Genomic DNA, 13,577 nt, shown 5'->3' on the forward strand with positions numbered 1-13,577 from the left:
GCGTCGGCCGCCTCTTCCCAGCGTACAGCGGTTTCGCCAGGATGGACGCGCTACTTTGGGCCGATGGGCGAGCACAAGGAGCGCATGCTGCGCGGGGAGCTGTATCGGGACAACGACCCGGAACTGGTCGAAGAACGACGAAGGGCGCAGCGGCTGTGCGAGGAGTTCAACGCCTGCCCCGACGACCAGCGCGAGCCGGTTCTCCGCGAGTTGCTTGGGGCGCTCGGCGAAGGATCGTGGATCATGCCGCGGTTCCGGTGTGATTACGGCTACCTGATTGAAATCGGCACGAACAGTTTTCTGAACTACGACGCGATCCTGCTCGACTGCGCCCCGATCCGGATCGGGAACGACGTCTCGATCGGTCCGCGGGCGCAACTGCTCACGGCTCTGCACCCGATGGAAAACCACGAGTTGCGCCGCCGGCGGTGGGAGACCGCGGCACCCATCACCATCGGCGACAACGTGTGGTTCGGCGGCGGCGTCATCGTGTGCCCCGGCGTGACCGTCGGAAGCGACACCGTCGTGGGCGCGGGCAGTGTGGTCACCCGGGACCTGCCTTCCCGTGTCTTCGCTGCCGGGAACCCCTGCCGCGTCATCCGGGAGCTGTAGCCGCTCAGACGACGAGATCGGTGAGCAGCCCGGAAAGCGCTTCCCCGAACCCGGCTGCGCCGCGCTGCGGCGCGAGGTGCGCACCGGGCAGTTCGACGAACGGCAGGCCGAGTTCCAGAGCCAGCACACGGGCGGGCCGGTAGTGGTAGTACCCGCGGCTACCTTCGCCCGCGGCGAGCACGATCGGCACCTGGCCCTGGCGCAGACCTTCCACGTCCGGCAGGTACTCGTAGAAGTTCAGCAGCTCACGCGTGAACAGCAACCGCCACTCGTCCTCGTTCGGCAGCCGGATGGTGCCGATCGTCGGCAGCCCGGCCCCGGCGATGGACTCGATGAAGCTCTTGAACGCTGTGAACAGGTCCCCGGTTTCGGCCTGCGCGACCTGTTCCGCCGCGAACTCCCGCCACTCCTCGGCGTCCGGCAGGAGCCGCACCGCAGGAGGTTCGTGGGCGACAAGGCCTTCCACCGTCTCCGGGTACCGCGCGGCGAGCGCCAGTCCGATCTGCGCACCCGCGCTGCTGCCGAACACCAGCGCCTTGCCGAACCCGCAGGCACGGATCACCGCTCGGGCGTCCTCCGCGTGGCGCTCCACGGAAATCGGTCCGTCCGTTCTGTCCGTGCTGCGGAAATGTCCACGCCGGTCGTACAGCAGCACCGTGTACTCCTCGGCCAGCCGCGCGGCCAGGAGCCGGTAACTGTCCGCGGAACCGATGCCCCCCGCGATCATCAGCAGAGGCGGCCCGTCCCCGAGCCGCCGCACGTGCAGCTCGGCGTCCTCGACCTGGGCGATCCCGTCCTCGGAGTCCATGACCGAAGTCAAGCACAGCGTGTCCGGAGGATCACCCACCGCCCAGGCGACGGAGAATGGCCTCCGCGTCCGCGACGACCTCGGTCACCACGTCCGCGACGGCCGGGAGATCGTCCAGCAGCCCGACGACCTGCCCCGAAGCGAGCACCCCCGCTCCGAGGTCGCCCTCGACGAGGCCGGCACGCAGCAGCATCGGCGTGTTCGCCGCCATGATCACCTGTGCCCAGCTCCGCTCTCCGTGCATCGCCATGCCCTCACGCAGCATCCCCCGCCACGAAAGCCCGGTACGGCGCCGGAACCTCCGCGCGTTGCCCACGGCGCGCACCAGCCCTGCGAGCCGCCCCGACCGTTCCAGCGCGTCGACCAGGTCCGTGCGCAGAACGCGGTGCGGCAGCCCGTCGACCTTCGTCGTGACCACGGTGTCGCCCAGGCCCCGCTTCAGGTAGGCCTGCTTGACCGCATCCGGCACGGTGCTTTCCCGGGTGAGCAGGAAGCGCGTGCCCATCGCGACACCTGCCGCTCCGTATGCGAGCGCCGCCGCGAGGCCGCGACCGTCGAAGAACCCGCCCGCTGCCACGACGGGGATGTCGACCGCGTCCAGCACTGACGGCAGCAACAGTGTCGTCGCCACGCCGCCGGTGTGCCCGCCGCCCTCACCGCCTTGCACGATCACGGCGTCCGCCCCCCAGGCCGCGACCTTCTCGGCATGCCGTGCCGCGCCGACGGAAGGGATCACGACGATCCCGGCGTCTTTCAGTCGTGCGATCAACTCCTTTCTCGGTGCCAGTGCGAAGGACGCGACACGCACGCCCTCACGGATCAACAGGTCCACTCGTCGTTCGGCGTCCTCCGCGTCGGCGCGCAGATTGACTCCGAACGGATTTCCCGTGCGGGCCCGCGTTTCCTTGATCGCCGCTTCGAGCTCGTCGTAAGTCATCGTGGCCGAAGCGAGAATCCCCAGTGCGCCCGCCTCGGCGGTGGCGGACACGAGGCGGGGTCCGGCGACCCAGCCCATGCCAGTTTGTACCACGGGGTGTGCGACGCCGGTCAAGTCCGTGATCGCCGTCCTCATCGGACTTCCTTGTCCCGCAACGATTCCGGATCGAGAACTTCACGCAGTAGGTGTAATTCGTCCGGCGTCGGTAGCCGGGTGACGGTCACGTCGCTAGTATCGATCTCGAACGTCGTGTTCTCGACCACGTCGTCCACCGAAACTCCAGGATGCACCGAAAGCAGCCGGATCCCGTCCGGCCGGAGGGCCAGCACGCCGAGGTTGGTCACCACGCGGTGCAGGTCATGGAAACGCTCACCCCCGGCTTTCCGCGCGCGTTCGAAGCCCACTCCGCACACGGTGTCCACCTCGTCGACGAAGACGCGGCGGCTGTGGCGGGGCACCCAGTAGCTCGTGCGGTGGTTGACGGTATTGCCTGGCGCGCCACGCATACCGAGCAGCTGCTTCGCCGGCCGGGAGTGGGCGCCGATCGCCGAGATGTTCTGGTTGCCGTGCCGGTCGATCTGGTTGGCACCCATGACGACGTGCCGTTTTCCATGCGGTACGACGGTGTCCAGGACCTTGCGGAACGGCTGCCAGCCCTCGACACGCCCGTCGGCGACGAGGAACGCTTCACCGTCCGACAACAGAAGATCAGGTTCGAACGTCATGCGCGCCAGGCGCGCACCGAGAGAAGGGATCAGACCCATGGGACTGGCCAGGATTTCACCATCACCGCGGAAGAGTTCCGCGCAGGCCACCACGGCCATCTCGGCCCTCGTCACGTCGCTCATGCGAAAGCCGCCACTGCCGCCTGGTAGCTCGCCTCGTCTCCGGACAGGAACCGGTCGACGAAGGCGGGCCAGAGATCCGGGTCCTTGGCGGATGCGACGTAATGCCGCTGAAAGGCTTCGTCGCGCCCATAGTCCGGGGACGCGGTGGTGAAATGCGCCCCGTGCGGTGTCTCCACCACGCCGTGCACGCTCGCTCGGTTCAGCAACAACGTCTGCACCGGTCCTTCGAACTCCTCGACGATCTTCTCGGTGGAGACGTAGCACCGGTCGGCAGCCAAGGCGAACAGTTCGTCGAAGTAGGGGTCCGGACCGAGGTATTGGGCGTTGCCATGGGCGTCGGCGCGGTTGAGGTGCACGATCGCCGCGTCGAGCTTGAGCGCGGGCACGGCGAGCAGCTCTTCGTTCCCGTACGGCGAGCGGACCGTGCGCAGCTCCGGGTTGTACCGCAGCACGTCTGACCCCAGTCCCGCACGGGTCGGCAGGAAGGGGAGCCGTTGCGCCGCTGCGGAAAGCCCAGTGCCGAACACACCTTCGTCATACTCGGTGACCTCGATCTCGCCCGACTCCCGCACGCGGTTGAACCAGGGGTCGAACGGAATCGAGTCGAGCGTGACGAAACCGAAGACCAACCGCCGGATCTTGCCGGCGGAAGCCAGTAACCCCACATCCGGACCGCCGTATGTGACGACGGTCAGGTTCTTGAGAGGAGAGCGCAGAATTGCCCGCACGAGTGCCATCGGCTTGCGGCGTGAGCCCCAGCCGCCGATGCCGAGCGTCATCCCGTCCCACAACTGCGAGACCACCTCCTCGGCGGTCATCCGTTTGTCCATTCCGCCCCCTTTTCGAGGAATGCCTGCCGGGCGCCGTCGGCGACTCCAGCGAGGTTGAGCTCGAAGGTAAAGCCTTGTTCGAACCGGTAATCGCGGTGCACTGATTGCGGGTCGATCCCGTTGATGGCGCGCTTCGCGGCCCGGATGACGCGAGTGTCCTTTGCTGCGATCCGGCGAGCGAGGTCGAGCGCTGCGTTGTCGAGTTCTTCGCGTGGCACGACGGCGTGGACGGAGCCGTGGTGGTGCAACTGGTGGGCGTCGATCGTGCTCGCCGTGTAGTACATCGCGCGCATCAGGTGCTGGGGGACGAGCCGGGCGAGGTGCGTTGCCGCGCCGAGCGCGCCCCGGTCCACTTCGGGCAGTCCGAACGTTGCGTCATCGGCGGCCACGATCACGTCCGCGTTGCCGACGAGACCGATGCCACCGCCGAGGCAGAACCCCTGCACGGCGGCGATGACGGGTACGGCGCAGTCGTAGACCGCGGAGAAGGCGGCGGCGCAACCGTGGTTCGCACCGATCAGCGTGTCGAAGGATTCGTCGCGCTGGATCTCTTTGATGTCCACGCCGGCGTTGAAACCCCGGCCCTCGGCTCGGAGGACGACGATGTGTGTGGCGGGGTCACGTCCCGCTACGGTGAGTTCGTCGGCGAGGTCGAACCAGCCGCGGACTGGCAGGGCGTTGACCGGGGGGACGTCGACCGTGACCACGGCGATGCCGGGCTCCGGGTGCTGCGTGGTGATGGGCATCGGCGCCTTCTTCCAAACCTAGCACTTGCTTGGTAGGTTAACAGGACGCTCGGGAAGCGCATAGCGGTTCGGAGGTTCGCCGATGCTGGACCTGGGGCTCGACGGTGCGGTCGTGCTCGTCACCGGCGGCATGCGCGGGGTCGGAGCCGGGATCACGCGGACGTTGCTGAGAGCCGGAGCCCGGGTTGTCACGTGCGGCCGAACCGAGCCCGAGAACCCGGTAGAGGGGGCGGAGTTCGTACGGTGTGACGTTCGCGAGCCCGGCGAGGTCGAGCGGCTCATTGGCGGGTTCAGTCGGCTGGACGTGCTGGTGAACAATGCCGGCGGTGCGCCGCCGGCCGACGCGAGCGCTTCGGCCCGGTTCCACGCGAAGGTGGTGGAGCTGAACCTCCTGGCGCCGCTGTTCGTCGCCCGGCAGGCGAATTTTGTGATGCAGCAGCAGGATTCTGGGGGTGCGATCGTGAACATCAGCAGTGTGTCGGCGACGCGAGCCTCACCGGGAACGGCCTCGTATGGGGCGGCGAAGGCGGGGCTGGACAACCTGACGGCGAGCCTCGCCGTGGAATGGGCGCCGAAAGTGCGGGTCAACGCTCTCGACGTGGGCATGGTGCGGACGGAACAGGCGCACCTGCACTACGGCGAGCGAACGGGCGAGACCGTCCCCTTAGGACGCTTAGCGGAGCCGGAAGAGATCGGTGCCTGCGTGGCGTTCCTCGCGTCGCCGTTGGCTTCGTACGTTAGTGGGGCGACGCTTAAGGTCCACGGCGGCGGTGAGGTCCCGGCGTTTCTCGGGGAGGGCACATGATCGTGGAGGGTCGGGTCGTCATCATCACCGGTGCCGGGCGCGGTATCGGGCGCGCGCACGCTTTGGCGTTCGCGCGGGAGGGCGCCCATGTCGTGGTGAACGACGTCGGCGCGGCTCTCGACGGGAGTGGCTCGTCCGCGGGGCCGGCGCAGCAGGTGGTCGACGAGATCGAAGCGCTGGGCGGGAAGGCGGTGGCGAACACCGACGACGTGGCGGACTGGGCGGGAGCGGAACGGCTCGTCACGACCGCGCTGGAACGCTTCGGACGGCTCGACGTGCTGGTGAACAACGCGGGTTTCCTCCGGGACCGGATGCTCGTGAACATGGCCGAGGACGAGTGGGACGCAGTTGTGCGGGTGCACCTCAAGGGGCACTTCGCGCCGCTGCGGCACGCCGCCGCGTACTGGCGTGGGGAGGCCAAGGCAGGCCGTGTGCCGGACGCCCGCGTGATCAACACCAGCTCGGGCGCGGGTTTGCTGGGCAGCGTCGGCCAGGGCAACTACTCGGCCGCGAAAGCGGGGATCGCAGGGCTGACCCTGGTAGCGGCCGCGGAGTTCGCCCGCTACGGCGTGACCGTCAACGCTATCGCGCCCGCGGCGCGGACTCGCATGACCGAGCCGACGTTCGACATGGCGGCGCCGGACGCGGGATTCGACGCGATGGCGCCGGAGAACGTGCCGCCGCTGGTGGTGTGGCTGGGCAGCAGGGAGTCGGCTGCGGTGACAGGTCGAGTGTTCGAAGTGGACGGTGGACGGGTGTCGCTCGCGCAGGGCTGGCGCCACGGGCCCGTGGTGGACAAGGGTGCGCGGTGGGAACCGGCCGAGCTGGGGCCGGTGGTGGGGAGGTTGCTGGCGGAGGCAGCCGAACCCGAACCCGTCTACGGCTCCGGTTGAGCGCTCGACGTCGGGGCGACGCAGCAGACACGCACGGGCCGGTCGGGGTGCGTGCGAGGAAGCGGAGCGGATACATGAGGCGGCCGAGCGACGGTGGCGCGCGGGAGCCGATGAGCTGCCGCCGCGTCCAGATAACCGCGCGACAGGGGGTAGATGAGGGACGTCGGCAGAGCGGAACGGCGTGTGAGGCGCCGGTGAGTTGGAGCCAGGCTGCGGTGAGGCAGCAGGCCAGGGGCGCGAGAGCAAAGCGGGGAGTTGGTGAGTTCCGGCCAGGCCGGGACGCCCGCTGGGCATTGAAGCGGACCGGTACGCAGGGATAAGACGGCCGGATGAAGCTGGGTGCCAGCCCGCGCGGGAACGTCGGACCGCGGGCACGCCCGGGGCACCGTGGCCGCTTCCACGGCACCAGGGTGGTGAAACCCGCCTCGGCCCGGGCCGTGAACGGGGCCCGGGCCGAGGAGAGGGCTCAAAGTGACTTGACGATCTCGGCAACCGTGTCCGCGATCGGCGTGGTGGGGCGTCCGATCAGGTCGTGCAGGTCGCTGGTGACCTCGCCGAGCAGCCCGTCCTTCGTGTTGCCGTCGAGGGCCACGACGAAGCCCGCGGTCCCCTCTGGCAGGCCTGCTTCGAGGAGGGCTGCCTTGTGCTGCTCCGGCGTCAGGTCCGTGTAGGTCACCGGCTTGCCGGCCACCTGGGCGATCGTCTCCGCGAGCTCCGCGCGCGTCCACGCCACGTCGCCGGACAGCTCGTAGATCTTGTTCTCGTGCCCCTCACCGGTGAGCACGGCGACGGCCGCGGCGGCGTAGTCGGCTCGTGCGGCGCTCGCCGTCCGGCCCTCGCCCGCGCTGCCGATGAAGCCGCCGGTCTGCACAGCCTGCTGCACGGTCTGCTCGTAGTTCTCGTTGTACCAGCCGTTGCGCAGGATCGTGTAAGGCAGACCGGCGGCACGGATGGCCTCTTCCGTGGCCTTGTGCTCGGGCGCGAGGATGAGCGGGCTGGTGTCGGCCTTCGGGGCGCTCGTGTAGACGAGCAGGGAGACGCCTGCCTGCTTCGCGGCCTCGACGACGGCGGTGTGCTGCGGCACGCGCTTGCCGACTTCGCTACCCGAGATCAGCAGGACCTTGTCGGCCCCCTCGAGCGCGGCGGCCAGCGACGACGGGTCGTTGTAGTCCGCCTTCCGGACGGTTACGCCCAGGTCAGCGGCCTTCTCGGGGGAGCGCACGGCGGCGACGATCTGGTCCGCGGGCACCTTCTCCTTCAGCCCGGCGACGACGAGGCGGCCCAGGTGCCCGGTGGCACCGGTAACGACGATCATGCGAGTTCTCCTTCTCTGGGGTGCTGTCATGGAGTTTGTACTAACTTTGCGAAAGTACCAACCATACGTAAGTGCAATCACATTGATCCCGATCCGGCGCCGGGTACCGTGATGTACATGAGTGCAGATGTGCGCGACCTCGAGCAGGACCAGCTGGTCGCGGACGTGTTCGCGCGCGCCTGCTCGTCGCGTAGCATCCTCGAGCACATCACCGGCCGCTGGGGCACGCTGGCACTTGCCGCGCTGGCCGAAGGACCGTTCCGGTTCAACGCGCTGCGGCGCAGGGTGGACGGGGTCAGCGAGAAGATGCTCGCTCAGACGTTGCAGACCCTGGAGCGCGACGGTTTCGTGCACCGGGAAGCGCAGCCGACGATCCCGCCGCGCGTGGAGTACAGCCTCACGCCGAGCGGTCGCGAGGCGGCGGAGAAGCTGCTCGAGTTGATCGACTTCGTCGAGGGCAAAGTGCCCGAGGTCGCTCGCGCCCGTGCCCGTTATGACGAGGCCAAGGCGCAGCGTCAGCAGTAGCGGCGGCCGGCCCCGGGAACTCAGGCGCTCGCCCGCACCGTGGCGCGATGAGCGCGGTTCACCGCGACGATCTGGTCCAGCGAGTCCCGCGTGCGGATGAGGTCCTCGATATGCCGGGAGAGGCGGTCACGCTCCCGGAGCAGCAGCTCGAACGCGGCGTCCGACGTCTCCTCGCTCGGCAGGTCCACACACGGGAGCAGGGCGGCGATGGTGCGGCTCGACAGCCCCGCGTCGTACAACCGCTGCAGGAGCAGCACGCGGTCGACGTGCTCCTCCGAGTACTGTCGCTGCCCGCTCGCGCTGCGGGTGCTCGACAGCAATCCCTGCTCCTCGTAGTAGCGCAGGGACCGGACGCTGACTTCCGTCCGCGCCGCCAGGTCGCCGATCCGCATGTCGTTCTCCCGCTTGTGAGCTACCGCACTCAGGCCTACCTCTGACGTCAATGTCAGCTCCTAGCGTAGCCGATGACGGCCTCACTCAGTAGGAGTTCTGACATGCCAACGCTTTTCGATTCACACCGGCTCGGCGAACTGACGCTGCCCAACCGTGTCGTAATGGCTCCGATGACCCGGGTTCGCGCCGCGGCCGGCGGTCTGGCGACGCCCTCGATGGCGGCGTACTACGCGCAGCGGGCGACCGCGGGGCTCATCGTGAGCGAGGGGGTGCAGCCGAGCCTGATCGGGCAGTCCAACCCCGGCACGCCCGGACTGCACACCGACGAGCAGGTCGCGTCGTGGCGTCCCGTCACCGCCGCGGTGCACACCAACGGCGGCCGGATCTTCGCGCAGCTCATGCACGGCGGGCGGGTTTCGCACCCCGACACTACCGGGATGCAGCCCGTCGGCCCCTCGGCTGTCGCAGCCGCCGGAGACGTCTTCACGCCGAGCGGACCGCGGCCCGCGCCGGTGCCGCGCGCTTTGGAGACCTCCGAAGTACCGGAGCACGCCCGGTCCTACGCCGAGGCCGCCCGCCGCGCCATCGACGCCGGGTTCGACGGCGTGGAGTTGCACGGTGCCAACGGCTATCTGATCTCGCAGTTCCTCTCGTCGAACGCCAACCTGCGCACCGACCGTTACGGCGGCTCGGTGACGAACCGCATCCGCTTCGCCGTCGAGGCTGTCTCCGGGGTGGTCGATGCCGTGGGTGCGGCCAGGACCGGGATCCGGCTGTCGCCCGGCGCGGGTTTCTGGGGTGTCGAAGAAACCGACGTGCCTGAGCTGTACTCGGCGCTACTGGCGGAACTGGCGCGTCTCGAGATCGCCTACGTCCACTTCGAGGCGACCGCCGACGATGACGTGCTGATCGCTCTGCGCCGCGCCTGGCCCGGCGCGCTCATCATGAACCCCGTGCTGCCCATGGGCCCGAAGCAGACCGACCGTGCCGAGGCCGACCGCTGGCTCGGCCTCGGCGCCGACCTCATCAGCTTCGGGCGCGCTTTCATCGCGAACCCGGACCTCGTGGAGCGGCTCCGCGTCGGGGTTCCGCTGGCGCCGGTCGACGAGGCGACGTACTACCAGGGTGGGGACGACGGGTACCTCACCTACTCCACGTACCAGTACGCCGCCTGACGTCGATGCCTCAGGCGTAGGCGACCTGGTAGTGCTTGATGCCGTTGAGCCAGCCCGAGCGCAGGCGCTCGGGCTGCGCCAGCTCACGGATACCGGGCATCTCGTCGGCGATCGCGTTGAAGATCAGGTCGATTTCCAGCCGTGCGAGGTTCGCGCCGATGCAGTAGTGCGAGCCGGTGCCGCCGAAACCGACGTGGGGGTTGTCGGCCCGGAGGACATCGAACCGCTCCGGGTGGTCGAACACCTCGGGATCGAAGTTCGCCGAACTGTAGAACAGCCCCACCCGGTCGCCTCGGCGGATGTGCTGACCGCCCAGCTCCGTGTCGGCCATCGCGGTGCGCTGGAAGGCCACGACGGGTGTCGCCCAGCGGACGATCTCATCGGGGGCCGTCTTGGGGCGCTGCTGTTTGTACAGCTCCCACTGGTCGGGGTGGTCGAGGAACGCCTTCATCCCGTGTGTGATGGCGTTGCGCGTGGTTTCGTTGCCCGCCACGGAAAGCAGGATGACGAAGAAGCCGAACTCCTCGGAGCTGAGCGCTTCACCGTCCACATCGGCCTGGATGAGTTTCGTGACGATGTCGTCCATCGGGCAACGGCGGCGCTCCTCGGCCATGTTCCAGGCGTAGCCGACCAGTTCCGCCGACGCGGCGAGCGGTTCCACCTCGTACTCGGGATCGTCGTACCCCACCATCTGGTTCGACCAGTCGAAGATCTTCCGCCGGTCCTCCTGCGGGATGCCGATCAGCTCCGCGATGGCCTGCAGGGGCAGTTCGCACGCGACGTCCTGCACGAAATCTCCGGAGCCCTTGGCTTTCGCCTCGTGCACGATGCGGGCCGCGCGCTCGCGGAGTGTGTCCTCCAGCCTCGAGATGGCCCTCGGCGTGAAGCCCTTCGACACGATGCGGCGCAGCTTGGTGTGCTGCGGTGCGTCCATGTTCAGCAGCACCAGGCGGTTCGCGTCCATCTTCTCCGGCGTCATGGATTCGTCGAAGCGGATGATCGCCAGCTTCTCCTGGGAGGAGAACAGGTCGCTGTCGCGGGACACGGCCTTGACGTCGGCGTGCCGCGTCACCACCCAGAACCCGTCGTCACCGAAGCCGGCGAGGTTGTGGGGCTGCGGGTTCCACCACACCGGGGCCGTGCGCCGCAGCTCCGCCAGCTCCTCCAGCGGCAGGCGTTTCGCGTACAGATCGGGATCGGTGAAGTCGAAGCCGGCGGGGATCATCGGTGTTGCCACGGCTACCTCCCGAGGTGCCACGTCGTCGTGGAACACGTTCTAGAGCCGATTGAAGCATACGGTGTTAACTCAGAACAGCCCTTCGGTGATACCTGTTTACTTTTTCGATTAGGATCTTGAATGAGCTGGTCGAACCGATACCTGCTCTACTGCGGGTCGATGTGGTCTCACCTGGGCGTCAGTTGCTCTTTAGTGAAACCTGTTCTAGTTTGAAGATCGGTTCTCGTACTTCCGGACAAAGGAGACCGAGGTGGGCGAACCCGTCATCGTCGAGGCCGTGCGCACCCCGATCGGCAGGCGCCGCGGCTGGTTGTCCGGGCTGCATGCAGCCGAGCTGCTGGGCGCCGCGCAGGCGGCGCTGGTGGAGCGGGCGGGGCTCGACCCCGTGCTCGTCGAGCAGGTGATCGGCGGCTGTGTGACGCAGGCCGGTGAGCAGGCGAACAACATCAGCCGCACGGCGTGGTTGCACGCCGGGCTGCCCGAAAGCACCGGGGCGACCACGATCGACGCCCAGTGTGGGTCCGCGCAGCAGGCGACCCACCTGATCGCAGGGCTCATCGCCGCGGATGCCATCGATGTCGGCATCGCGTGTGGTGTCGAGGCGATGAGCCGGGTGCCCCTGGGTTCGAACCGCAAGGCGGACGTCGGTCAGCCACGTCCGGACTCGTGGTCGCTCGACCTGCCCGACCAGTACCGGGCGGCCGAACGCATCGCGCAGCGCCGGGGCCTCACCCGCGACGACGTCGATCGTTACGGACTCGCCTCCCAGACGAAGGCGGCCACCGCCTGGGCGCAGGGCAGGTTCGAGCGCGAGATCGTCCCGGTCAAGGCGCCGGTGCCGGCCGAGGACGGCTCGCTGACGGGAGAAACCCGGCTCGTCACCCAGGATCAGGGGCTGCGCGAGACCACGCTGGAGGGCCTGGCCGGGCTGAAGCCCGTCCTCGAAGGCGGCCTGCACACGGCGGGCACCTCGTCCCAGCTCTCCGACGGCGCCGCGGCCGTCCTGCTCATGGACGCGGCCAGGGCTCGTGAGCTGAACCTGCGGCCTCGTGCCCGGATCGTGGCGCAGGCGCTCGTCGGCGCGGAGCCCTACTACCACCTGGACGGACCGATCCAGGCGACCGAGCGCGTGCTGCGGCGCGCGGGCATGCGCATCGAGGACCCGGACCTGTTCGAGGTCAACGAGGCGTTCGCGTCGGTGCCGTTGTCGTGGCAGCAGGTGCACCAGCCGGACCCGGCGAAGGTGAACGTCAACGGCGGGGCCATCGCGCTCGGGCATCCCGTGGGAAGCACCGGGGCACGGCTGATCACCACCGCGCTGCACGAACTCGAGCGCCGCGATGCGAGCACCGCGCTGATCACGATGTGTGCCGGCGGCGCGCTGGCGACGGGCACCATCCTGGAGCGGTGCTGACAGCGTGGGTGGGCGCTGTCCTGGGCGCGGCGCCATGAGCCCCGCCGCCACCGTCGGCGCGGTCCCGGGGCTTCCGGCGCCGTGCGGCGTCGCCGACGCGATCCGCGGCACAGCTGGTGCGTTCCCGGGGGCTTCCGGCGCTGCGCGGCACCGCCGGCGCGATCCGTGGGCACCGCCGGCGCGATCCGTGGCACCGCCAACGCGATCCGCGGCACTGCTGGCGCGACCCTTGGGGCTTCCGGTGCGTGCGGCACCGCTGGCGCGATCTGCGGCGTTGCGGCGCGATCGACGGCAACGCCAACGCGATTCACGGAACTGCAGGCGCGACCTACGGCCCTGCCGGTGCGTTCCCGGGCACTGGCGAGGTGTTTCACCGGCACTGCCGGCGTAATCCGGCGAGGCTGCGGCGCGTGCGGTCCTGGCGGTGCGCTGCCAGGGCCGCCAGCCCAATGCCAGCACCGCTGGCGCTGTCGGCGCGTGCCGAGGTCGCAGAGCCCATGCCGGGACGCGGTGCAAGCGCTTGCGCCTCGTGGCTTTCCGCCGTTGCCGCTCTGGTTTCGCCCGCCGGAGTAGGACGCTGTAGGCGAGCCCAGGTGTGGTTGCCCGGCGGCTGTCCAGTCCCGAGAGGTGAGGCTCGGGGTGGGGTAGCCGTTCGGCGTTATCCGGCGAGGCTCATGGCGGCCCCGTTCCCGAGCGGCCCCGTTCCCGGGCGGCGACGGGAAGGCGCAGGTGCCTGGTGGCGTCGGCGACCGTTCCATTTTCGAGGAGCGGTGAGGGCTCCGGCTGGAAGGCTTTCAACGGCACCGGTGCGTGCTCCCGTTGTCCTGCGGGGCGAGCGACCGCGATCGGCACTGGCGCACCTTGCTCGGGAACGTCGTCGAACGAGCGGGACCAGCACTGCTGCCCGGGCGTGGAAGCCCAACAACTACGGCCCTCAGCGCACCACCACATCCCGGACCGAGGACGCCCTCGTGCAATCACGAACAGGCGCGATCCTGGGTGCGTTGTTCAGTTATCGCACCCCGGCGGCGACGAGTAC

The 13,577-nt window shown here is 68.9% G+C and carries 14 protein-coding genes; 6 read left to right on the plus strand and 8 right to left on the minus strand.

The window, feature by feature from the left end; translation table 11 throughout:
• Window positions 1–63 precede the first annotated feature (63 nt).
• Window positions 64–612 (plus strand): sugar O-acetyltransferase, encoded by a 549-nt coding sequence (locus ABFX51_RS16470; protein ID WP_091510110.1) that lies wholly within the window; start codon window positions 64–66, stop codon window positions 610–612.
• A 4-nt stretch (window positions 613–616) separates the two neighbouring features.
• Here ABFX51_RS16470 and ABFX51_RS16475 read toward each other — a convergent pair whose 3' ends face one another.
• Genes ABFX51_RS16475 through ABFX51_RS16495 form a run of 5 tightly spaced genes read right to left on the minus strand, consistent with a single transcriptional unit; the run spans window position 617 to window position 4,781 of the window.
• Entirely contained in the window at window positions 617–1,420 is an 804-nt protein-coding gene (locus tag ABFX51_RS16475) for an alpha/beta fold hydrolase (protein ID WP_091510352.1), read from the minus strand.
• A gap of 31 nt (window positions 1,421–1,451) precedes the next feature.
• Entirely contained in the window at window positions 1,452–2,492 is a 1,041-nt protein-coding gene (locus ABFX51_RS16480) for an NAD(P)H-dependent flavin oxidoreductase (RefSeq protein ID WP_091510113.1), read from the minus strand.
• On the minus strand, window positions 2,489–3,205 hold the full coding sequence (locus ABFX51_RS16485) for a CoA-transferase subunit beta (protein ID WP_091510116.1): 717 nt from the start codon (window positions 3,203–3,205) through the stop codon (window positions 2,489–2,491). Before ABFX51_RS16485 ends, ABFX51_RS16480 begins: the two co-directional genes overlap by 4 nt.
• The gene (locus ABFX51_RS16490; RefSeq protein ID WP_177228789.1) at window positions 3,202–4,023 is read right to left on the minus strand and encodes a CoA transferase subunit A; all 822 of its coding nucleotides are present in this window, start codon (window positions 4,021–4,023) and stop codon (window positions 3,202–3,204) included. Before ABFX51_RS16490 ends, ABFX51_RS16485 begins: the two co-directional genes overlap by 4 nt.
• Window positions 4,020–4,781 carry an enoyl-CoA hydratase family protein gene (locus ABFX51_RS16495; protein ID WP_091510121.1) on the minus strand — a complete coding sequence of 254 codons (762 nt, stop codon included), beginning with the start codon at window positions 4,779–4,781 and terminating at the stop codon, window positions 4,020–4,022. The genes ABFX51_RS16490 and ABFX51_RS16495 overlap by 4 nt, the downstream gene beginning before the upstream one ends.
• A gap of 82 nt (window positions 4,782–4,863) precedes the next feature.
• Between ABFX51_RS16495 and ABFX51_RS16500 the strand changes: the two genes are divergently transcribed.
• Both ABFX51_RS16500 and ABFX51_RS16505 read left to right on the plus strand, forming a co-directional pair.
• Window positions 4,864–5,586, plus strand: a complete 723-nt coding sequence (locus ABFX51_RS16500) for an SDR family oxidoreductase (RefSeq protein ID WP_091510124.1) — start codon at window positions 4,864–4,866, stop codon at window positions 5,584–5,586.
• On the plus strand, window positions 5,583–6,479 hold the full coding sequence (locus ABFX51_RS16505; RefSeq protein WP_091510126.1) for an SDR family oxidoreductase: 897 nt from the start codon (window positions 5,583–5,585) through the stop codon (window positions 6,477–6,479). The genes ABFX51_RS16500 and ABFX51_RS16505 overlap by 4 nt, the downstream gene beginning before the upstream one ends.
• Before the next feature lie 466 nt (window positions 6,480–6,945).
• Here the strand turns inward: ABFX51_RS16505 and ABFX51_RS16510 are convergent, their stop codons facing one another.
• Complete coding sequence (locus tag ABFX51_RS16510; protein WP_091510130.1) at window positions 6,946–7,794, minus strand: SDR family oxidoreductase; 849 nt, start codon at window positions 7,792–7,794, stop codon at window positions 6,946–6,948.
• A gap of 117 nt (window positions 7,795–7,911) precedes the next feature.
• Here ABFX51_RS16510 and ABFX51_RS16515 point away from each other — a divergent pair, with 117 nt between their 5' ends.
• Window positions 7,912–8,319, plus strand: coding sequence for a winged helix-turn-helix transcriptional regulator (locus ABFX51_RS16515; protein WP_091510354.1), 408 nt, complete (start codon window positions 7,912–7,914; stop codon window positions 8,317–8,319).
• A 20-nt stretch (window positions 8,320–8,339) separates the two neighbouring features.
• On the opposite strand, the gene ABFX51_RS16520 is transcribed toward ABFX51_RS16515, so the two are convergent.
• Window positions 8,340–8,711 (minus strand): MerR family transcriptional regulator, encoded by a 372-nt coding sequence (locus ABFX51_RS16520; protein ID WP_091510132.1) that lies wholly within the window; start codon window positions 8,709–8,711, stop codon window positions 8,340–8,342.
• 102 nt (window positions 8,712–8,813) lie between these two features.
• Here ABFX51_RS16520 and ABFX51_RS16525 point away from each other — a divergent pair, with 102 nt between their 5' ends.
• Window positions 8,814–9,887, plus strand: a complete 1,074-nt coding sequence (locus ABFX51_RS16525; RefSeq protein ID WP_091510134.1) for an alkene reductase — start codon at window positions 8,814–8,816, stop codon at window positions 9,885–9,887.
• Window positions 9,888–9,897: 10 nt separating this feature from the next.
• Here ABFX51_RS16525 and ABFX51_RS16530 read toward each other — a convergent pair whose 3' ends face one another.
• Window positions 9,898–11,124 (minus strand): cytochrome P450, encoded by a 1,227-nt coding sequence (locus tag ABFX51_RS16530; protein WP_091510136.1) that lies wholly within the window; start codon window positions 11,122–11,124, stop codon window positions 9,898–9,900.
• 250 nt (window positions 11,125–11,374) lie between these two features.
• Here ABFX51_RS16530 and ABFX51_RS16535 point away from each other — a divergent pair, with 250 nt between their 5' ends.
• Window positions 11,375–12,538 (plus strand): steroid 3-ketoacyl-CoA thiolase, encoded by a 1,164-nt coding sequence (locus ABFX51_RS16535; protein WP_091510138.1) that lies wholly within the window; start codon window positions 11,375–11,377, stop codon window positions 12,536–12,538.
• The last annotated feature ends 1,039 nt before the right edge of the window (window positions 12,539–13,577 follow it).

The organism is Amycolatopsis dongchuanensis (assembly GCF_039542405.1).
GTDB lineage: Bacteria > Actinomycetota > Actinomycetes > Mycobacteriales > Pseudonocardiaceae > Amycolatopsis_E > Amycolatopsis_E sacchari.